The sequence below is a fragment of the Ideonella livida genome, assembly GCF_010499455.1.
GTDB classification, from domain to species: domain Bacteria; phylum Pseudomonadota; class Gammaproteobacteria; order Burkholderiales; family Burkholderiaceae_C; genus Ideonella; species Ideonella livida.
On sequence record NZ_JAAGOH010000001.1, the window covers coordinates 98,259 to 116,967 of the forward strand.

The window sequence follows — 18,709 nt, forward strand, 5'->3', positions numbered from 1 at the left end:
GATGCAGCGACCTACTCAAGGGCCCCATACCCGGCCCATCGCCGAGACGTTGGGGGCCGACAGTGGCCTGCGCCAGCTTCTGGCCCGTGCCCGCGAAGCGCAGCAGCGCTTGGCGCTGGTGCAACGCGCCCTACCCCCTGCCCTGCGCCCCCATGTGCGCTCAGGGTCCCTGGACCCGGAGGGCTGGACGCTGCTGGTGCCCAACGGCGCGGTGGCCGCCAAGCTTCGCCAGTGCCTGCCCCTGGTGGAGCAGCAGCTGCGGGAGCAGGGTTATCGACCGGTGCCGCTGCGGGTCAAGACCCTTGCGGCGGGCCGCTGAAGCGGCAGAACCGCAAAAAGGTGGTGCCGGCTATCTGACTCGAACAGATGACCTACCGCTTACAAGGCGGTTGCTCTACCAACTGAGCTAAGCCGGCATACGTGGGCGAGCATTCTAGGCTGAGAAAAGCCTCAAGCCTGAGGATGCGCCCCACGAAAAGAAACACGCTACCTTACTTGACCCGCTTAAGGGCAGGCCGCGGCCCCGCAGGCGGAGCAGGCGGCGGCGAAGGCGGCTCCTCGCCGCCTGTCACCTTCGGCGCGGCAGCCTCGGGCACGGCCTCCGACGCCGCCGGAGCCTCGACGGCACGACCGTCGGTGGCCGCCAGCTGCAACACCACCCCGGGCTTGCCGGCAGCCTCGGTTTCTTCCTGGGCACTGGGATAGGGGAAGGCCATGCCCTGCCCGTTCTCACGGGCATAGATGGCTACCACATGATCCACCGGCACCACGATGTCACGCGGCACGCCGCCAAACCGTGCCCGGAACTCGATGTACTCGTTGCCAAGCTTGAGGCCGCTGGTGGCCTCAAAGCCGACATTGAGCACGATCTCATGGTTGCGCACGTACTCCGGGGGCACTCGGACGGTCTCGTCCACATGCACCGCCAGATAGGGCGTGAAGCCGTTGTCCGTGCACCAGTCGTGCAGCGCGCGCACCAGATATGGCCGGGTCGAGCTGCCCTCGACCACAGGCGGAAGGGAAGACTTGGTCACCGTGGATCCACCTGTGCGGCGCTTATTTGCGCATCACCTTCTCTGACGGGGTCAGTGCCTCGATGTACGCGGGGCGCGAGAAGATGCGCTCGGCGTACTTCAGCAGCGGCGCGGCATTCTTGGACAGCTCGATGCCATAGGCATCCAGACGCCAGAGCAGCGGCGCAATGGCCACGTCAAGCATCGAGAAGTCGTCGCCGAGCATGTACTTGTTTTTGAGGAAGATCGGCGCAAGCTGGGTCAGGCGGTCGCGGATCTGCGAACGTGCCTTCTCGAGCTGCTTGGCGTCGCCCTTGACGCCACGCCCCTCCAGCAGGTTGACGTGGGCAAACAGTTCCTTCTCGAAGTTGAAGAGGAACAGGCGCACGCGGGCGCGAGCCACCGGGTCACCCGGCATCAGCTGCGGATGCGGGAAACGCTCATCGATGTACTCGTTGATGATGTGGGACTCGTACAGGATCAGATCCCGCTCCACGAGGATGGGCACCTCGTTGTACGGGTTCATCAGCGCGATGTCTTCAGGCTTTGCGAAGAGATCGACATCCCGGATCTCGAAGTCCATGCCCTTCTCGAACAGCACGAAGCGGCAGCGGTGCGAGTAGGGGCAGGTGGTTCCGGAATAAAGCACCATCATGTCGGAGAGCTCCAGAGCAGAAAGCGGTCCGAGGGCCCGTAGGCCCTCAATGAGAAAAACGCAGTGGGCCCTTGGACCCACTGCGCCACACGACCCGGCGCCGGACGCCGGGTTCGGAAGTCCTTACTTAACGTCCTTCCAGAACGTCGAGTTCAGGCGCCAGGCGAGCACAAAGAAGATGGCCAGGAAGGCCAGCACCCAGACACCCAGGCGCTGCCGCTGGGTCTGACCGGGCTCGCCCATCCATTGCAGATAGGCCACCAAGTCGCCGATCGCCTCGTCGTATTCCTTGGCGTTCATGGTGCCGGGCTTGGCCAGCTCCAGCTTGTGGCCTTCGCCCAAGCGTTGCTCACCCTGCAGCTCCCACAGCACATGAGGCATGCCCACCGCCGGGAAGACCGTGTTGTTCCAGCCGGTCGGGCGGGTCTCATCACGGTAGAAGCCACGCAGGTAGGTGTACAGGTAGTCGGCACCTGAGCCCTGCGAACCGGCACGCGAACGTGCGATGACGGTCAGGTCAGGCGGGTTGGCACCAAACCAGTCCTTGGCTTCCTTGGGATCGATGGACACCTTCATCGTGTCACCAACCTTTTCGCTGGCGAACACCAAGTTGGCCTTGATCTGCTCCTCGGTCAAACCGATGTCGCGCATGCGGTTGTAGCGCATGAAGGCGGCAGCATGGCAGTTCAGGCAGTAGTTGACAAACAGCTTGGCGCCGCGCTGCAGCGCCGCCATGTCGGTCACCTTTTCCTTGGGGAACTTATCCCAAGGCACACCACCGTCACCGCTCGCCACCGCGCTGGTCACCAGACACAGCGCTGCCGCGAAACCTGCAATGAGTTTTTTGATCATGTTGTTTGCTCCAGCCTCGGTTTCTCAGTGCGGTTGGAAGGTCACGCGATCAGGCACTTGCTTGAAGGTGCCGATCTGGCTCCACCAGGGCATGAGCAGGAAGAAGCCGAAATAGAAGAGCGTGCCGACCTGTGCAACCAGGGTGCCCAGATCCGACGGCGGCTGGATGCCCAGGTAGGCCAGGACGATGAAGAACACCACGAACACACCGTACAGGGCCTTGTGCCAAGTCGGGCGGTAGCGGATGGACTTCACCGGGCTGTAGTCGAGCCAAGGCAGGAAGAACAGGATGATCACGGCACCGCCCATCACCACCACGCCCCAGAACTTGGCGTCGAAGGTCTTGAGCAGGAACACCGCCACCAGGGCACCCACCACCACGGCCACCTTGAGGGCGGACGCCAACTTGCCCTTGACCAGGGCACCCACGGCACCCAGCGCGATGATCACGCACAGCACGTTGACCATCACGTCGGTCGTGGCGCGCAGCATCGAGTAGAAGGGGGTGAAGTACCAGACCGGCGCGATGTGCGGCGGGGTCTTCAGCGGATCGGCCGGGATGAAATTGTTGTATTCGAGGAAATAGCCCCCGAACTCCGGCGCGAAGAACACCACGGCGCAGAAGCAGATCAGGAAACCTGCCACGCCCAGGATGTCATGCACGGTGTAGTAGGGATGGAAGGGAATGCCATCCAGCGGACGACCCTGCTCATCCTTCTTGGCCTTGATCTCGACGCCGTCCGGGTTGTTGGAACCCACCTCGTGCAGCGCAATGATGTGCGCCACCACCAGGCCCAGCAGCACCAACGGCACCGCGATGACGTGGAAGCTGAAGAAGCGGTTGAGGGTGGCGTCGCCCACCACGAAATCGCCACGGATCAGCAACGCCAGGTCGGGACCGATGAACGGAACGGCAGCGAACAGGTTCACGATCACCTGGGCACCCCAGAAGGACATCTGGCCCCAGGGCAGCAGGTAACCCATGAACGCCTCGGCCATCAGCGCCAGGAAGATGGCGCAGCCGAAGATCCACACCAGTTCGCGCGGCTTGCGGTACGAACCATAAAGCAGACCGCGGAACATGTGCAGGTACACCACCACGAAGAAGGCGGAGGCACCAGTGGAGTGCATGTAGCGGATCAGCCAGCCCCAGGGCACATCACGCATGATGTACTCAACCGAGGCGAAGGCCACAGCAGCATCAGGCTTGTAGTGCATCACCAGGAAAATGCCGGTGACGATCTGGATCACCAGCACCAGCAATGCCAGCGAGCCGAAGAAATACCAGAAGTTGAAGTTCTTGGGCGCGTAATACTCGGACAGGTGCTCCTTGTACAGCTTGGACGCGGGGAAGCGGTTGTCCACCCAGGTCAGCAGCTTTTCGCCCACCGGCGCATCCGCCGGCGCGACTTTGAATTCAGCCATGGTTGCCTTTCAATATGTCTGCGGTCGCGCCCGGTCAGGCCTTCTTGTCCTCACCGATCAGCAGCTTGGCGTCGGAGAGGTACATGTGCGGCGGGACTTCGAGGTTGTCAGGAGCAGGCTTGTTCTTGAACACGCGCCCGGCCATGTCAAAGGTCGAACCGTGGCAAGGGCACAGGAAGCCGCCCTTCCAGTCGTCGGGCAGCGAAGCTTGCGGACCGGCGACGAACTTATCCGAAGGCGAGCAGCCCAAATGGGTGCACACGCCGATCACCACCAGGAACTCCGGCTTGATGGAGCGGTGGGTGTTTTTGGCGTACTCGGGGATCGGATAGGCCTTGCGGTCAGAGGCCGGGTCGGCCATCTGGGCGTCCATCTTGGCCAGCTCGGCGAGCTGCTCGGGGGTGCGACGCACCACCCAGACCGGCTTGCCGCGCCACTCCACGGTGAGCTTCTCACCCGGCTGGAGGGCGCTCACGTCCACCTCGACGGCGGCGCCGGCGGCCTTGGCACGCTCAGAGGGGGCAAAGGTGCTGACAAACGGCACGGCTGTCGCCACGCCACCCACGGCACCCGCGCAGCTGGTGGCGATCAGCCACGTGCGTTTGCCTTGGTCCACCGCGTTATCACTCATGTGGGTCCTTCTTGGAGCTCTGGGAAGACTGTGTCGAGATCGGCATCTCGGGCAACCCCGTATTCTAACCAAGCCCCCCTGGCAATCCGAGTACTTGACGACGGCGTGATCCCACGCCCTGGGCAAAGCCCCTCCTCACCCTGCCGTTATGGGGAATACTGTGGCGTCCCGCCCACGACCTGACGCGGGGATGACGACCACAGAGGAGTGCACATGAGTTTTGTCACCGAGTTCAAGGAGTTCGCGATCAAGGGCAACGTCATCGATCTCGCCGTCGGCGTGATCATCGGCGGCGCCTTCGGCAAGATCGTGGACTCCATCGTGAGCGATCTGATCATGCCGCTGGTCGGTGTGGTCTTTGGCGGCCTGGATTTTTCCAACTACTTCATACCCCTGGCTGGCCAGCAGGCAGCCACGCTGGCGGAAGCCAAGAAGCTCGGCGCCGTCTTCGCCTACGGCAGCTTCATCACCGTCGCTCTGAACTTCCTGATCCTCGCCTTCATCATCTTCGTGATGATCCAGCAGATCAACCGTCTCAAGCGCTCCCAGGAGGTGGCTGAAGCGGCCGCCACCCCCCCCGCGGCTGCGCCTGTCACCCCGGAAGACATCCAACTGCTGCGTGAGATCCGCGACGCCCTGAACCGGCGCTGACCCCACGGCAGCGACCCGCAAGCGGCGGCAGGCTCCACAGGTCGCCTCAGGCCGCCTGCACCCCGCGCACCAGGCGACGCGCCATCCTGACGGCCGCCTCCAGGCTGGACGGGTCGGCGCGTCCCGTTCCGGCCAGGTCGAAGGCGGTGCCGTGGTCCGGGCTGGTTCGCACCCAGGGCAGACCCAGCGTGACGTTCACGCCTTCCTCCACACCGAGATACTTGACAGGGATCAGGCCGTGGTCGTGGGTCATGGCGACCACCGCGTCGAACTCGCCGGGATGGTGTGGCGGCATGTGCCGCGCCCGCATGAAGACGGTGTCCGGCGCATAAGGGCCGCTGACCGCCTCACCTTCAGCCTGCAGCAATTCGACCGCAGGCCGGATGATGTCAATCTCCTCCCGCCCAAACAGGCCGCCTTCGCCCGCATGCGGATTCAAGCCGGCCACTGCAATGCGCGGGCGAGTCAAGCCGAAGCGCCGCATGGCCTGGAGGGTGATGCGCAAGGTGCTGACCACCAGATCGAAGTCCAGCATGTCGATGGCCTGCCGCAGGCCGACGTGGATCGTCACCAGCACCACCCGCAACGCTTCATTGGCCAGCATCATGCGTACCGGCGGCACCTGCCCGTCGCTCCCCGTGGCCAAGTGCTGGAGCAGCTCGGTATGACCGGGAAAGTTCACGCCAGCCGCATGGATGGCCTCCTTGTGGATGGGTGCGGTCACCAGGCCTGAAGCCCGCCTCTGGTTCAGCAGCGCCGCGGCGGCCTCGATGCAAGACACCGCGGCCGCGCCGGCCTGGGCATGCACCGCGCCCCAAGGCAACTGTGCCAAGCCGGTCGGGAGCCCCTCAGGCTGCCAGATCGCCAGGGTGCCATCGGGCACTTGGCATGCATCCTCCACCCGATCCAGCACGGCCAGCGGCGGCCGCTCGGCGCACAGGGCCGCAGCCCGCCGCATGACCTGGACGTCGCCAATGACCACACCACCCGCCAATCCACCCCGAATGAAGGCTTTGACCAGGATCTCAGGGCCGATGCCGACCGGATCTCCCATAGTGAGCAAGAGCGGCGCGCCCTCGCGCGAGATCGGGTTGGACGATGGGGAAGCCAACTTCATGGAGGATCCAGGCTCAGGCGGGATTGGGTAGGTCGATGAATTCATGGTGCACCCCGAAGCGATCAGCCAAATGCTCGCCCAGGGCCTGGACACCATAGCGCTCCGTGGCGTGGTGGCCACAGGCCATGTAGGCGACGCCGGTTTCGGCCGCCAGGTGCATCTGCGGCTCGGACACCTCACCGCTCAAGTAGAGGTCCGCGCCGGCCGCTACGGCCGCCTCGAAGTAGCCCTGTGCACCGCCGGAGCACCAGGCCACCCGACGTATGGGGCGCCCATCGCCGCACAGCGCCAGGGGATCCCGCCCCAAGGCGGCCGCCACCAACGCCCGGACTTCCTCGAGCGACTGCCCCGCGTTGGCGCCCGGGAGTTGCCCCAGCCAGCCCATCTCCTGCTCGCCAAACCGCCCCTGCACCACCCAGCCCAAACGCCGGGCCCACTGCACGTTATTGCCGACCTCCGGATGGGCATCCAGTGGCAGGTGGTAGGCCAGCAGATTGAGGTCATGGGCCATCAGACGCTGTACCCGCTGCTTGAGCCATCCCGTCAGGCGCCCATCCTGGCCGCGCCAGAACAAGCCGTGGTGAACCAGCAGCAGATCGGCGCCGCGTTCCGCGGCCAACTCGATCAACGCCCGGCTGGCGGTAACGCCGGTGACCACCTTGTGCACTTCGGCACGGCCTTCGACCTGCAGGCCATTCGGCCCATAATCCTTGAAACGGTCCACAGCCAGATACTGGGCGAGGTAGTTGTCGATGTCGTCCCGGCGGGCCATCGCCCCTCCTATCCACTTTTGCACGCATGCGCGCGATCTGGCTACTATTTTCACAGGCCGTCACGGTGGCCGTGGCGCTGCTGTTCGTCCTGGCGACATTCAAACCGGTCTGGCTTGAGCGCACCTGGGGGATGAACGGGGAGCGGGCCACCGCTCGCGTGCCATCAGACCGCCCCGTAGGGATGCACAGCCCCTTGAGTATGGCCGCCCGCGCCGCGGCACCGGCCATCGTGAGCATCTCAGCGCGCGCAGCCCCCACCTCCCCGCCCACGCGCTCGCCACATGCCAGCGAGCCCTGGTTCCGCTTCTTTTTCGGTGAGCGCACCCCCGGCGGCTCACCGGATCCGTCGCCTCGCGAGGGACTAGGCTCCGGCGTCATCGTGGACCCGGAGGGCCTGGTGCTCACCAACCACCATGTCGTGGCCGGTGCGGCCGACATCCAGGTGCTGCTGGCCGATGGACGCGAGACCACAGCCACCGTGGTGGGTGCCGACCCGGAAACCGACCTCGCGGTGCTGCGGATTCCCCTGCGAGGCTTGCAAGCCATCATCTTGGGCCGGATGGATCAACTGCAGGTGGGCGATCCGGTGCTGGCCATCGGCAACCCCTTCAATGTGGGGCAGACCGTGACCGCGGGGATCGTGAGTGCGTTCGGCCGCAGCGGTCTGGGGGTTTCCACCTTCGAGAACTTCATCCAGACCGACGCGGCGATCAACCCTGGCAATTCCGGGGGCGCACTGGTCGATGACCAAGGCCACTTGGTAGGCATCAACACGGCGATCTACTCCCGCTCAGGCGGCAGCATGGGTATTGGCTTTGCCATTCCTGTCGACCTGGCCAAGCAGGTGATGCAGGAACTGGTGGCCAAGGGCCAGGTAACCCGCGGTTGGATCGGCGTGCAGCCCAGAGACCTTGATCCAGACTTCGCCAAAACCCTGCAGCTCCCCGTCACGCAAGGCGTTCTGATCACCGGCGTTCTCCAGGGAGGCCCCGCCGGCCAAGCCGGCATGCGCCCTGGAGACGTTCTGGTGGGAATCGAGGGCCACTCCCTGTCCAGCACCGCAGAACTGCTCGCCCGGGTGTCAAGACTGGCCCCCGAAAGCGTGATCCAGGCACAAGTGGTACGCGCAGGTGAACGCGTGGACCTGAAGATCCGCATTGGTCAGCGCCCAGCCAGCGGCGCCCCTTGATGACGCGCCTGCTTGCGTCATCAAGCCTTGTTCCACATGGCGATTCGCGATCATCAACGGTCGGCCATCGCGCAGCTGCTGCACCTGGAAGGCAGCAAGAGGAAGCCGGACGCCCCGCCTTGCCGTTCAGGAGGCCCCGTCTTCAGGCGCACTGGTGTGCTTGATGAACAAACCGGCGGCCACGAGCCCGAGTTCATACAGGAGGCACATCGGAATGGCGAGCGCCAGTTGGGACACCACATCCGGCGGGGTGATGACCGCCGCGATGATGAAGGCCACGACGATGAAGTACCCTCGGAATTCCCTCAGCTTCTGGAGTGGCACCACCCCCATGCGGGCCAGCACCACCACCACCACCGGCACTTCGAAGGCGGCACCGAAGGCAATGAACATGGTCAGCACAAAGCTGAGATAGGCCTCGATATCCGGCGCCGCGGTGATGGACTTGGGGGCGATGCTCTGGATGAAGTGGAAGACCTGCCCGAACACGAAGAAATAACAGAAGGACACCCCGGCGTAAAACAGCACCGTGCTGGAGACGACCAAGGGCAGCACCAACCGCTTCTCGTGGCTGTAGAGTCCTGGCGCCACAAAGGCCCAGACTTGGTGAAGGACCACGGGCAAGGCCACCAAAAAGGCGGCCATGAGGGTGATCTTGAGGGGCACCATGAAAGGCGAGATGACGCTGGTGGCGATCATCGTGGCCCCTTGAGGCAGCGCCTTGACCAAAGGGCCAGCCAGCAGGTCGAACATCCCGCCCGGGCCAGGCCAGAGCGCCAGGCCGATGAAGACGACTGCCACTGCCACCAGGGCCTTCACCAGGCGGTCGCGCAGTTCGATGAGATGGGAGACGAAGGGGGCCTCGGTGCCGTCCAGCTCGTCCCGGGGTTCAGTGCTCAATTCTTAGCTCCCCGGCCTGGCGGCCGGAATCGGGCCACTCGGGCCGCACCAGACTGCACGTGCTGACGCTGCCCGGACTGCTGCTTGTACCAGCGCGGCACCGCCGTGCGCTTGACCCGCCAGTTCTTCTTGACTGGACGGAACTGGGGCGGCGGCTCCGCCCAGGCCGATGACGGCCCGTCTGGCGCCGGGCTGGGCTCCTGCCAAGCGTTCTCCAGGCTGCCGGAGACCTGGCTCATCTCCTGGTGGACCGTGTGCTCCACGTCACGCGCGGCACTCTCGAACTGCGACTTCATCTTCTGGAGCTCCTCCAGTTCGATGGAGCGGTTCACCTCCGCCTTGACGTCAGACACGTAGCGCTGGGCTTTGCCCAACAGATGCCCCACAGTACGTGCGACACGGGGCAGCTTCTCAGGGCCGATGACGATGAGCGCCACGGCGCCGATCAGGGCCAGCTTGTCGAATCCGAAATCGATCATGGTGCGGGCCGGGACAGGCCCGCCCATTCAAGGCCGCCCCCCAAACGGGTGCGGCAGGTCATCAGGACTTGGACTTGGCGTCCACGTCCACGGTGTTGGCGTCCTGCGCCTTGGCCGCGGTGACCTGCGCCGGAGGGGCATCACCACCTTCGGCGCCGCCCTTCATTCCGTCCTTGAAGCCCTTCACGGCCGAGCCCAGGTCCGACCCCACGTTCTTCAGCTTCTTGGTGCCGAAGATGAGCACCACGACGACCAACACGATCAGCCAATGCCAGATGCTGAACGAACCCATTGAAGTACTCCAGTTATCAGTTCCAACGATTCTAAGGGTCGGGCAACAAGCCCCTGCCGCATGCACGTGCGGCAAGGCCGATGTCAGCCCTTGCGCCAGGGACGGGGACCGCCCATGACATGCATGTGGAGGTGGTTAACCTCCTGCCCACCGTCCACTCCGGTGTTGATCACCTGACGGAACCCGCCGGTGACCCCCAGGTCGTGCATGAGCTTGGGGGCCAGCATCATCATGCGACCCAGCATAGCCTGATGGTCCACGCCCACCTGCGCCATTGAAACGATGTGCTTCTTGGGCACGATCAAAATGTGGACAGGCGCCCAGGGGGCAATGTCATGAAAGGCGACCAAGTCGTCGCACTCATGGACCTTGCGGGCGGGCACCTGGCCCGCGACGATCTTGCAGAAGATGCAATCCGGATCGGCATGCATGGAATTCTCCTCAGGTCTTGCGAAGGGTGGATGACGCCCGGCGCCTCAGGCTGCCGTGCCGCCAGGCGGATTCGACTGCCGGGCCGCAAATTCCTGGAGGCCCGAGAGGCCCTCGCGGCGGGCCAGTTCAGACAGCACCTGCTCGGGCCGCAAGCCGAAGTGGGCCAAGGCCACCATGGAGTGGAACCAAAGGTCTGCCACTTCATAGAGGATCTTCTCGGCATCCCCGTCCTTGGCGGCCATGACCGTCTCGGTGGCCTCTTCACCGACCTTCTTGAGGATGGCGTCGGTGCCCTTGTGGAAAAGTCTGGCGACGTAGCTGCGCTCGGGATCCGCTCCGCGGCGGGACTCGATCACGTCGGCCAGTCGGGACAGGATGGCGTCTTGGGACATGGCAGGCTCAGATGGGACCAAAAGGTCAGCGGTAGATGGTGTCCGGGGCCTTGAGCACCGGATCGGCGGCCGTCCACTGCCCACCATCGTCCAGACGAAGATAGAAGCAGCTGTGGCGGCCTGTGTGACAGGCGATGCCGGGCTCGTGCCCGAGCTGGGTCACCTTGAGCAGCACCACATCCTGATCGCAATCCACACGGATCTCATGGACCTGCTGGAAGTGGCCGGACTCCTCACCCTTGTGCCACAGCTTCTGACGAGAACGGCTGAAGTACACAGCCTGCTTGAGTGCAAGCGTGCGGGCCAGCGCCTCGCGGTTCATCCAGGCCACCATGAGCACATCGCCCGTCGCGGCTTCCTGCGCGATCGCGGGCACCAGCCCATCGCGGTCCCAGCGGACTTGGTCCAACCATTCGTTCATGGCGTCCAGTGTACCCAAGGGCCCAGGCCGGCTGAGCCCTCCGGCGGCTCGGCAGCCGATCCGCGCCAGCCAGTCACTTCAGTTACCCACCGGGGCCGGGGGCTGCAAGCAGTCGTCAGCCTACACCGGCATCACCTGGCCTGCGGCCAGGACGAAACGCAAACGGCCGGGCTCCGCCTGCGCGGGGTGCCCCCCGGTGAAGGCACCGAACGAGGGCAGGACCAGGCGCTCCGGGTCCACGACAAAGCAAGGCAGGCGCAGGCGGTCATGCGCCCTGCCGCGCAGGCAGGCCACGGGATGCCAGTGCCCGCAAACGACCGGCCGGCCTGCCGCACCGGGCACGGGCGCGTCGTCATGGCTGAGCTGCACGCCAGACCATACCAGGGTGTCGGCCACTGCCGTCATGCCCAGTTGTGGCGGCATCGGTCCGGCCCGTTGGTCATGGTTGCCAGTGACCAGCAGCACCTCCCGGTCCGCATGGCGGGCCCGCCAGGCCTGCCACGCAGACAACACCTCGGGCGTCAAGGCATCGGCAGAATGGAAGAGATCGCCCAGTACCACGAGCTGCCGCGCTGGCCAACAGGCCAGCAAGCGGTCCAGGCGCTCAAAGTTTTCGCGCGTGGTGGACTCCGGGACCGGGACGCCCAATCGCCGGAAGGTGCGGGCCTTACCCAGGTGGACATCCGCCACCAGGACGGCACTCCGTGCCGGCCAGACCAACGCCCCTTGGGGATCTAACCACCAGCGGTGGCCTTGCCAGCTGAGCGGCTGCGCGCCCGCCACCGGGGTCGCTTGGGACCCGTCCGGCCAGACAAACGCACCAGCCGGGCAGCCTTGCTGCGGCACGACGCGCCGGCCTCAGATCAGTTGCAACAGCGCGTCGAGCTGTTCTGTGGGAGCCCGCTTGAATCCGGAGCGGGCATAGCGATGCAGACAACCCACGATCATGCAGGTGAGTGCTGCCGGAAGGCCTGCCGCCAGAGGCGTCTCGGCCGTCACCTGCCCGGACTCGGCCTGCTGGGCTTGGGCATGTCGCAGGCACTGCCTCAGCTGGGCCTCCACCCGTTCGAAGAACTGGGTCATGCGGGTGGTCAGGCGTTCGTTCTCGAACACCAACGCATCCCCCACCATGACCCGCACCATGCCCGGATTCTTCTCACCAAACTGCAGCAGCATGTGAACGATACGCCGCGCCTGCTGGCGCCCGTCCTCTTCACGCTCCTGGATCTGGTTGATGAGGGTGAAGACGCTGGATTCGATGAACTCGATCAGCCCCTCGAACATCTGCGCCTTGCTGGCAAAGTGGCGGTAGAGGGCCGCCTCACTCACATCCAAGCGGGCGGCTAACGCCGCGGTGGTGATGCGGTCAGCGCCAGGCTGCTGAAGCATTTCAGCCAGAGCTTGCAGGATCTGCACCCGACGCTCACCCGGCTTGGGTCGCTTGCGGGTCGCGGTGGCGGCGCCCCCGGCGGCTTCTGGCGTTGCGGCTGCGGGTTCGGCGATCGGAGCGGACATCAGGGCAGGGACAGCAGCGGTTGAAGCGCCCGGATTCTGGCATACACGTATGCCGGCCGGCGGCTCATTCGGGCCCCCTTCTCCGGGCCGTGGCCGCCCTGGCGCGCCCAGCGCTGCATCCAGGCGGTCCGCATACCCACCGCGTGCGCGGCCTTCTGGTGGACCAGCGTGTCCTCCACCAGCACGCAATCGCGGGGATGGACCTTCAGGCGGGCAGCCAGCGCCTTGAACATGCGCGCGTCCGGCTTGGGGCGCAGTTGGCCGAACATACGCATCTGCTCGATGGAGATGACGCCATCGAACAAGTGCCTCATGCCCAGTGCCTGCAGCACGCGCAAGGTGTAGTCCATGGGCGCATTGGTCAGGATATAGCGTCGCCCCGGCAGCCGATGGAGCACGGCCAGGTCCTGGGGATGGGCCTGCAACTCGGCCTCCAGACCGGGCAATCGGTGGGTGTGGTGCAGGAAATGCTGCATCCGCACCCCATGGTGACGGATCAGCCCCAGCAAGGTGGCACCGTATCGACGCCAGTACTCATGGCGCAGAGCGTCGGCCTGCGCCGGTGACAGCCGCAACTGCTCGCCGATGTAGGCGTTCATGGCCTTGTCCAAACGCCGGAAGGACGACGCCGACGCGTTGTGCAGGGTGTTGTCCAGGTCGAAGAGCCACACCCGCGACGCATGCCGGCGCCGGGGTCCGGCGTCTGCCGACGGCTTGACCACCTTGGCGAGCCGTCAGTGCGAGCGGATCATGGTGCCGAAGGCCTGATCGGTCAGGACCTCCAGCAACAAGGCGTGCGGAACACGGCCATCGATGATGTGCACCGCATTGACGCCGCTCTTGGCCGCGTCCAGCGCACCCGCAATCTTGGGCAGCATGCCGCCACTGATGGTGCCGTCAGCAAACAGTTCGTCGATGCGGCGTGCGGTGAGGTCGGTCAGCAGTTGCCCCGACTTGTCCAGCACGCCGCTGATATTGGTGAGCATGAGGAGCTTCTCGGCCTTGAGCACCGTGGCGAGCTTGGCCGCCACCACATCGGCGTTGATGTTGTAGCTCTCGTTATCGACGCCAAAGCCGATCGGGCTGATCACGGGGATGAAGGCATCCTCCTGCAGCGCGCGGACGACGCTGGGGTCGATGGACTCGATCTCGCCGACCTGGCCGATGTCGTGCTCCTTGCTCGGATCGTCCTTGTCGAGCATGCGCAGCTTGCGGGCACGGATCATGGCGCCGTCGCGGCCGGTCAGGCCGACGGCCTTGCCACCGGCGGCGTTGATGCGGCCCACGATGTCCTGTTGGACTTCCCCACCCAGGACCCACTCCACGACCTCCATGGTCTCCTCATCGGTGACCCGCATGCCCTGGATGAAGGTGCCCTTCTTGCCCAGGCGGTTCAGCGCATCATCGATCTGGGGGCCGCCACCATGGACCACCACAGGGTTCATGCCCACCAGCTTGAGCAGCACGATGTCCTCGGCGAAGTCCTGCTGCAGTTCCGGGTCGGTCATCGCGTTGCCGCCGTACTTCACCACGAGCGTCTTGCCGTGGTACTTGCGGATGTACGGCAAGGCCTGGGCCAGGATCTCCGCCTTTTCCCGGGGCAGGATGTGATCAACGGAAACAGGTGCAGTGGAATGGCTCATGGTGGGTTAGTCTGAGAGGAACTTGGAGCGGCCCGACATTCTAGGGAAACCGTGATACCGACCGACTTTGCCTGTGCAGAATCCGGCCAGCTCGGTAGCGCGCGCAACCATGTGTCCCATGTGCCACGCCAGCCCGGTCACATGCGCCGGCCGTCGCCAGCCCCTGCCACCCCCACCCTGCTTCATGCCCACCTCTGCCGAACGCCGCCACCCGCCGACATCCGCCCTGCTGCTGGCCGCGGCCTGCCTGGGCATGGGCGCATTCCCGGCTCACGCGGCAGAGCCGGCGTCCGACGAGGGTGATGGCGAGGTCCGCCGCCTGGATCCCGGCGCTGGACGGATCACGATTCGCCATGGCGGTCTCGTCCATCTGGACGTGCCGCCCATGGCACTGACGTTCCGGGTGAGCCCGCCCAGCCTGATGCAAGGCCTGAACGTGGGCGATCTGGTGGAATTCAGGGTGGAGAAGGTGGAGGGCACCTTCGTGATCACCCGGCTGCAAAAGTCGCGCCACTGACTGCCCCTGCCGGGGCGGCCACCCAAGCCGCGGCCCACCGTGTGGTGGCCGCACCTGTCGGCTCAGTGACCCAGGTAGGCGGCGCGGACCTGCGGGTCGTCAAGCAGCTGGGCGCCCGGACCTTCCATGGTGATCTCGCCAGAGTCCATGACGTAACCCCGATTGGCCAGCGCCAACGCACGGCTGGCGTTCTGCTCGACCAGCAGGATGGTGGTGCCTTGGCCATGGATGGTTTCGATCACCTCAAAGATCTTGTCCACCATGATGGGGGACAGGCCCATGGAGGGCTCATCGAGCAGCAACACCTTGGGCTTGGCCATCAGGGCGCGACCCATGGCCAGCATCTGCTGCTCACCGCCGGACATGGTGCCCGCGAGTTGCTCGGCACGCTCCTTGAGGCGCGGGAAGATGCCGAAGATCTTGTCGATGTCGGCCTGAACCTCGTCATCACGCCGGTTGTAGGCACCCATCATCAGGTTCTCGACGATGGTCATGCGGGTGAAGGTGCCCCGGCCTTCGGGCACCATGACCAGCCCCTTGCGGGCCAGGTCCCAGGCGCCCTGCCCGCGGATGGATTCACCCAGGTAACGCACGTCACCTGCTGCGATGGGCTGCAGGCCCGTGACAGCCTTAAGAGTGGTGGTCTTGCCGGCACCGTTGGCGCCGATCAGGCTGACCAGCTCGCCCTGGCGCACCTCCAGCGTGGCGCCCTTGACGGCCTGGATGCCCCCGTAGGCCACCTTCAGGCCCTGGATCTCCAGCAGGGGTTGATTGCTCATGCTCGTATGTCCTTCTTGCATCGGCAGACGCCGGCGCCGGCCTGCGGAGCCAGCACGGCGTATGCATGGGCCGTCGACACAGAGGCCGACGGCAGGCGTTCAGTGCGGCTTGTGACCCGCGCCCAGATAGGCCTCGATCACCTTCTCGTTGCTCTGGACTTCGGCCGGCGTGCCTTCAGCGATCTGCTTGCCGTAGTCCAGCACGGTGACGCGGTCGCACAGGCCCATGACCAGCTTCACATCGTGCTCGATCAGGAGGATGGTGCGGCCGTCCTTGCGGATGCGGTCGATCAGTTCGCGCAGCACCACCTTCTCGGTGGCGTTCATGCCGGCCGCCGGCTCGTCCAGCGCGATCAGCCGCGGATCGGTGGCCAGCGCACGCGCGATCTCCAGGCGCCGCTGGTCGCCGTAGCTCAAGGTCCGCGCCTTGAAGTCGGCATAGGCGCCGATGCCCACATAGTCCAGCAGCTCCCGGGCCCGGACCCGGATGGCCTCTTCCTCGGCCTTGAAGCTGCCAGTGCGCAGGATGGCCCCCAGGATGCCGGACTGGGTGCGGACATGGCGACCGACCATCACGTTCTCCAGCGCGGTCATCTCGGCAAACAGCCGGATGTTCTGGAAGGTGCGGGCGATGCCAGCCTTGGCGACCTCATGCACCGTGGTGGGCTGGTACGGCGCACCGCCCAGCTCGAAGGTGCCCCCATCCGGGGTGTAAAGCCCCGTGATGACGTTGAAGAAGGTGGTCTTGCCGGCCCCGTTGGGTCCGATCAGGCCGTACACCTGGCCCTTGCCGATGGTGATGCCCACCTCGGAGAGGGCCTGCAGTCCGCCAAAGCGCTTGGAAACGCCCTGGACTTTCAACACGGTTTCGCTCATGGGAGGTGGCTTCAGGAGACCTTGACGGGTTGAGGAGCGGCCTTGCCATGCTCAGGCGCGGGCCACAGGCCACGTGGGCGCAACAGCATGATGGAGATCATGGCCAGGGCAATGAGGAGCTGTCGCAGGATGGCTGCGTCCAGGCGGCCGTCGGTCAATTGCTGCAGCGGACCCGCCATGTAACGCAGCACTTCCGGCAGGGCAGCCAGCATGATGGCGCCCAGGATGACGCCGGGCAGGTGTCCCAGACCGCCCAGCACCACCATGGCGACGATCATGACCGACTCCATCAGGGTGAAGGACTCCGGCGAGACAAAGCCTTGGAAGGACGCGAACATGGCACCGGACACGCCGCCGAAGGTGGCCCCCATGCCAAAGGCGGCCAGCTTCAGGTTGCGGGTGTTCAGGCCCATCGCCTTGGCAGCGATCTCATCCTCGCGGATGGCCATCCAGGCGCGGCCGACCCGGGAATCGGCCAGGCGGTGGCACAGCACCACCGAGATGACCACCAGCAGCAGGAACAGGTAGTAGTACTGCGTCACGCTCGGCAGGGCGATGCCAAAGATGTGCAGGGGCTGGCCAAAGTCGAAGCCGAACAGCGTCATGGGCTCGATCTGGCTGATGCCACGCGGGCCGTTGGTCAGGTTGATCGGGTGCTCCAGGTTGTTCATGAACACCCGGATGATCTCGCCGAAGCCCAGCGTCACGATAGCCAGGTAGTCACCGCGCAGCTTGAGCGTCGGGGCGCCCAGCAACATACCCGCCAAGCCAGCCAAGCCGGCCGCCAAGGGGATGACCAGCCAGATCGGCACATGCAAGCCATCGGGAAAGGCGGCCGCGATCCACTCGAAGTTGGTGGTGAGGTGCGGCGACGCCAGCAAGGCGTACATGTAGGCGCCCACCGCGTAGAAAGCGACGTAGCCCAGGTCCAGCAGGCCGGCATAGCCCACCACGATGTTCAGCCCCAGGGACAGCAGCACGTAAAGCAGGGCCAACGCCATGATGCGCACCCAACCCTGGCCGAACTGCGCGGCGAACAGCGGCAGCGCCAGCAGGGCAGCCGCCGCAAGAAGGAAGACGGCCAGCTTGGCCTGTTTGCTCAGGTTGTCCATGACAAGTGATTCCTCAGGTCAGGCGCGGTCCGCCACGCGTTCACCCATCAGGCCGCTCGGGCGCAGGGTCAGCACCAAGATCAAGACCAGGAAGGCCAGGATCTCGACGTAGTGGCTGCCAAAGACTCCACCGGTCAGTTCACCCAGGTAGCCACCGCCCAGGGACTCGATCAGACCCAGCAGGACCCCACCCACCATGGCGCCGGTCAGGTTGCCGATGCCACCGAACACGGCGGCCGTGAAGGCTTTGAGGCCGGGCAGGAAACCCATGGAATGCTGCACGGTGCCGTAATTGGCCGCCCACATCACCCCAGCGATGGCCGCCAGCGCGGCACCGATGATGAAGGTGGCGGAGATGATGTGGTCAGGACGCACACCCATCAGGCTGGCCACCTTCGGGTTTTCCGCGGTGGCACGCATGGCGCGGCCCAGCCGGGTCTTGTTGACCAGCCACAGCAGCAACCCCAGCACCACCACCGTGGTGATCAGGATGATGATCTGCGTGAGCGTGATCACGGGGCCATCCTCCCAGAGGAAGAACACCTCCATCGGCAGCACGGCGGGGAACGGCTTGGGGTTGGGCTTCCAGATGATCATGGCCAGGGTCTGCAGCAGCAGGCTCATGCCCATGGCGGTGATCAGCGGCGACAGGCGCGGTGCACTGCGCAAGGGCTTGTAGGCAATGCGCTCGATGGTGAAGTTCAGCAATGAACACACCACGATGGCCGCCACCAGCGAAATCAGCAGGGACACCCAGCCCGGGAGCCCGGAGTCCTGCAGGAAGGTAACCACGGTCCAGCTGACCATGGCGCCGACCATCAGCACCTCGCCGTGCGCGAAGTTGATGAGGCTGATGATGCCGTAGACCATCGTGTAGCCCAGTGCCACGAGCGCATACATGCTGCCCAGCACCAGACCGTTGATGATCTGTTGCACGAAGATGTCCATTGAGGGTTGACTCCAAACTGGTCACTCGGGAACGCGGTGCGGCGTCGCCGCCCCGTCACGAGCGGGAACCTATGCAAGATTCCCGCCATACCACCAA

25 protein-coding genes and 1 tRNA gene are annotated in these 18,709 nt (G+C 65.1%); 4 read left to right on the plus strand and 22 right to left on the minus strand.

Features of this window, described 5'->3' with window-relative positions; all coding sequences use genetic code 11:
* The first annotated feature begins 1 nt into the window (after position 1).
* Positions 2 to 319 carry a DciA family protein gene (locus G3A44_RS00395; protein ID WP_163455508.1) on the plus strand — a complete coding sequence of 106 codons (318 nt, stop codon included), beginning with the start codon at positions 2 to 4 and terminating at the stop codon, positions 317 to 319.
* A 21-nt stretch (positions 320 to 340) separates the two neighbouring features.
* Here G3A44_RS00395 and G3A44_RS00400 read toward each other — a convergent pair.
* The 6 genes from G3A44_RS00400 to petA all read right to left on the minus strand — a co-directional run bounded on the left by G3A44_RS00400 (position 341) and on the right by petA (position 4,576).
* Positions 341 to 416, minus strand: a tRNA-Thr gene (locus G3A44_RS00400).
* Positions 417 to 491: 75 nt separating this feature from the next.
* Positions 492 to 1,034, minus strand: coding sequence for a ClpXP protease specificity-enhancing factor (locus G3A44_RS00405; protein ID WP_163455509.1), 543 nt, complete (start codon positions 1,032 to 1,034; stop codon positions 492 to 494).
* Between the two features lie 22 nt (positions 1,035 to 1,056).
* The gene (locus tag G3A44_RS00410; protein ID WP_163455510.1) at positions 1,057 to 1,668 is read right to left on the minus strand and encodes a glutathione S-transferase N-terminal domain-containing protein; all 612 of its coding nucleotides are present in this window, start codon (positions 1,666 to 1,668) and stop codon (positions 1,057 to 1,059) included.
* A gap of 123 nt (positions 1,669 to 1,791) precedes the next feature.
* Positions 1,792 to 2,517: a cytochrome c1 gene (locus G3A44_RS00415; RefSeq protein WP_163455806.1), complete on the minus strand. Its 726-nt coding sequence runs from the start codon at positions 2,515 to 2,517 to the stop codon at positions 1,792 to 1,794.
* A gap of 27 nt (positions 2,518 to 2,544) precedes the next feature.
* Positions 2,545 to 3,945 (minus strand): cytochrome b, encoded by a 1,401-nt coding sequence (locus tag G3A44_RS00420; RefSeq protein WP_163455511.1) that lies wholly within the window; start codon positions 3,943 to 3,945, stop codon positions 2,545 to 2,547.
* A gap of 34 nt (positions 3,946 to 3,979) precedes the next feature.
* Complete coding sequence (petA, locus tag G3A44_RS00425) at positions 3,980 to 4,576, minus strand: ubiquinol-cytochrome c reductase iron-sulfur subunit (RefSeq protein WP_163455512.1); 597 nt, start codon at positions 4,574 to 4,576, stop codon at positions 3,980 to 3,982.
* 213 nt (positions 4,577 to 4,789) lie between these two features.
* On the opposite strand from petA, the gene mscL reads away from it, so the two are divergent.
* Positions 4,790 to 5,227, plus strand: coding sequence for a large conductance mechanosensitive channel protein MscL (gene mscL, locus G3A44_RS00430; protein ID WP_163455513.1), 438 nt, complete (start codon positions 4,790 to 4,792; stop codon positions 5,225 to 5,227).
* A gap of 46 nt (positions 5,228 to 5,273) precedes the next feature.
* Here mscL and pdxA read toward each other — a convergent pair whose 3' ends face one another.
* Positions 5,274 to 6,344, minus strand: coding sequence for a 4-hydroxythreonine-4-phosphate dehydrogenase PdxA (pdxA, locus tag G3A44_RS00435; RefSeq protein ID WP_239061630.1), 1,071 nt, complete (start codon positions 6,342 to 6,344; stop codon positions 5,274 to 5,276).
* Between the two features lie 13 nt (positions 6,345 to 6,357).
* A complete protein-coding gene (locus tag G3A44_RS00440; RefSeq protein WP_163455514.1) occupies positions 6,358 to 7,116 on the minus strand; it encodes a Nif3-like dinuclear metal center hexameric protein in 759 nt (252 codons plus the stop codon).
* A gap of 26 nt (positions 7,117 to 7,142) precedes the next feature.
* Here G3A44_RS00440 and G3A44_RS00445 point away from each other — a divergent pair, with 26 nt between their 5' ends.
* Positions 7,143 to 8,306 (plus strand): S1C family serine protease, encoded by a 1,164-nt coding sequence (locus G3A44_RS00445; protein WP_163455515.1) that lies wholly within the window; start codon positions 7,143 to 7,145, stop codon positions 8,304 to 8,306.
* Between the two features lie 126 nt (positions 8,307 to 8,432).
* Here G3A44_RS00445 and tatC read toward each other — a convergent pair whose 3' ends face one another.
* From tatC to argB, 10 genes are all read right to left on the minus strand, one after another.
* A complete protein-coding gene (gene tatC, locus G3A44_RS00450; RefSeq protein ID WP_163455516.1) occupies positions 8,433 to 9,206 on the minus strand; it encodes a twin-arginine translocase subunit TatC in 774 nt (257 codons plus the stop codon).
* Positions 9,203 to 9,685: a Sec-independent protein translocase protein TatB gene (gene tatB / locus G3A44_RS00455; protein WP_163455517.1), complete on the minus strand. Its 483-nt coding sequence runs from the start codon at positions 9,683 to 9,685 to the stop codon at positions 9,203 to 9,205. Before tatB ends, tatC begins: the two co-directional genes overlap by 4 nt.
* A 61-nt stretch (positions 9,686 to 9,746) precedes the next feature.
* Positions 9,747 to 9,977 carry a Sec-independent protein translocase subunit TatA gene (gene tatA, locus G3A44_RS00460; RefSeq protein WP_163455518.1) on the minus strand — a complete coding sequence of 77 codons (231 nt, stop codon included), beginning with the start codon at positions 9,975 to 9,977 and terminating at the stop codon, positions 9,747 to 9,749.
* An 83-nt stretch (positions 9,978 to 10,060) separates the two neighbouring features.
* A complete protein-coding gene (locus G3A44_RS00465) occupies positions 10,061 to 10,408 on the minus strand; it encodes a histidine triad nucleotide-binding protein (protein ID WP_163455519.1) in 348 nt (115 codons plus the stop codon).
* Between the two features lie 45 nt (positions 10,409 to 10,453).
* Positions 10,454 to 10,801, minus strand: coding sequence for a phosphoribosyl-ATP diphosphatase (locus G3A44_RS00470; RefSeq protein WP_163455520.1), 348 nt, complete (start codon positions 10,799 to 10,801; stop codon positions 10,454 to 10,456).
* Positions 10,802 to 10,826: 25 nt separating this feature from the next.
* Positions 10,827 to 11,231, minus strand: coding sequence for a phosphoribosyl-AMP cyclohydrolase (gene hisI, locus G3A44_RS00475; protein ID WP_375138611.1), 405 nt, complete (start codon positions 11,229 to 11,231; stop codon positions 10,827 to 10,829).
* Positions 11,232 to 11,342: 111 nt separating this feature from the next.
* A complete protein-coding gene (pdeM, locus tag G3A44_RS00480) occupies positions 11,343 to 12,068 on the minus strand; it encodes a ligase-associated DNA damage response endonuclease PdeM (RefSeq protein WP_310734299.1) in 726 nt (241 codons plus the stop codon).
* 12 nt (positions 12,069 to 12,080) lie between these two features.
* Positions 12,081 to 12,737, minus strand: coding sequence for a nucleoid occlusion factor SlmA (gene slmA / locus G3A44_RS00485; protein WP_163455523.1), 657 nt, complete (start codon positions 12,735 to 12,737; stop codon positions 12,081 to 12,083).
* Positions 12,737 to 13,459, minus strand: coding sequence for a pyrimidine 5'-nucleotidase (locus G3A44_RS00490; RefSeq protein WP_163455524.1), 723 nt, complete (start codon positions 13,457 to 13,459; stop codon positions 12,737 to 12,739). The genes slmA and G3A44_RS00490 overlap by 1 nt, the downstream gene beginning before the upstream one ends.
* A 12-nt stretch (positions 13,460 to 13,471) precedes the next feature.
* On the minus strand, positions 13,472 to 14,380 hold the full coding sequence (gene argB / locus G3A44_RS00495) for an acetylglutamate kinase (RefSeq protein ID WP_163455525.1): 909 nt from the start codon (positions 14,378 to 14,380) through the stop codon (positions 13,472 to 13,474).
* Positions 14,381 to 14,564: 184 nt separating this feature from the next.
* Between argB and G3A44_RS00500 the strand changes: the two genes are divergently transcribed.
* Positions 14,565 to 14,897 (plus strand): copper-binding protein, encoded by a 333-nt coding sequence (locus G3A44_RS00500; RefSeq protein WP_163455526.1) that lies wholly within the window; start codon positions 14,565 to 14,567, stop codon positions 14,895 to 14,897.
* A gap of 62 nt (positions 14,898 to 14,959) precedes the next feature.
* Here the strand turns inward: G3A44_RS00500 and G3A44_RS00505 are convergent, their stop codons facing one another.
* The 4 genes from G3A44_RS00505 to G3A44_RS00520 form a co-directional block, all read right to left on the minus strand.
* On the minus strand, positions 14,960 to 15,676 hold the full coding sequence (locus G3A44_RS00505; RefSeq protein ID WP_163455527.1) for an ABC transporter ATP-binding protein: 717 nt from the start codon (positions 15,674 to 15,676) through the stop codon (positions 14,960 to 14,962).
* A 99-nt stretch (positions 15,677 to 15,775) separates the two neighbouring features.
* A complete protein-coding gene (locus G3A44_RS00510; RefSeq protein ID WP_163455528.1) occupies positions 15,776 to 16,552 on the minus strand; it encodes an ABC transporter ATP-binding protein in 777 nt (258 codons plus the stop codon).
* Between the two features lie 11 nt (positions 16,553 to 16,563).
* Positions 16,564 to 17,664 carry an ABC transporter permease subunit gene (locus G3A44_RS00515; protein WP_163455529.1) on the minus strand — a complete coding sequence of 367 codons (1,101 nt, stop codon included), beginning with the start codon at positions 17,662 to 17,664 and terminating at the stop codon, positions 16,564 to 16,566.
* An 18-nt stretch (positions 17,665 to 17,682) separates the two neighbouring features.
* The gene (locus G3A44_RS00520; RefSeq protein WP_163455530.1) at positions 17,683 to 18,612 is read right to left on the minus strand and encodes a branched-chain amino acid ABC transporter permease; all 930 of its coding nucleotides are present in this window, start codon (positions 18,610 to 18,612) and stop codon (positions 17,683 to 17,685) included.
* Between the last annotated feature and the right edge of the window lie 97 nt (positions 18,613 to 18,709).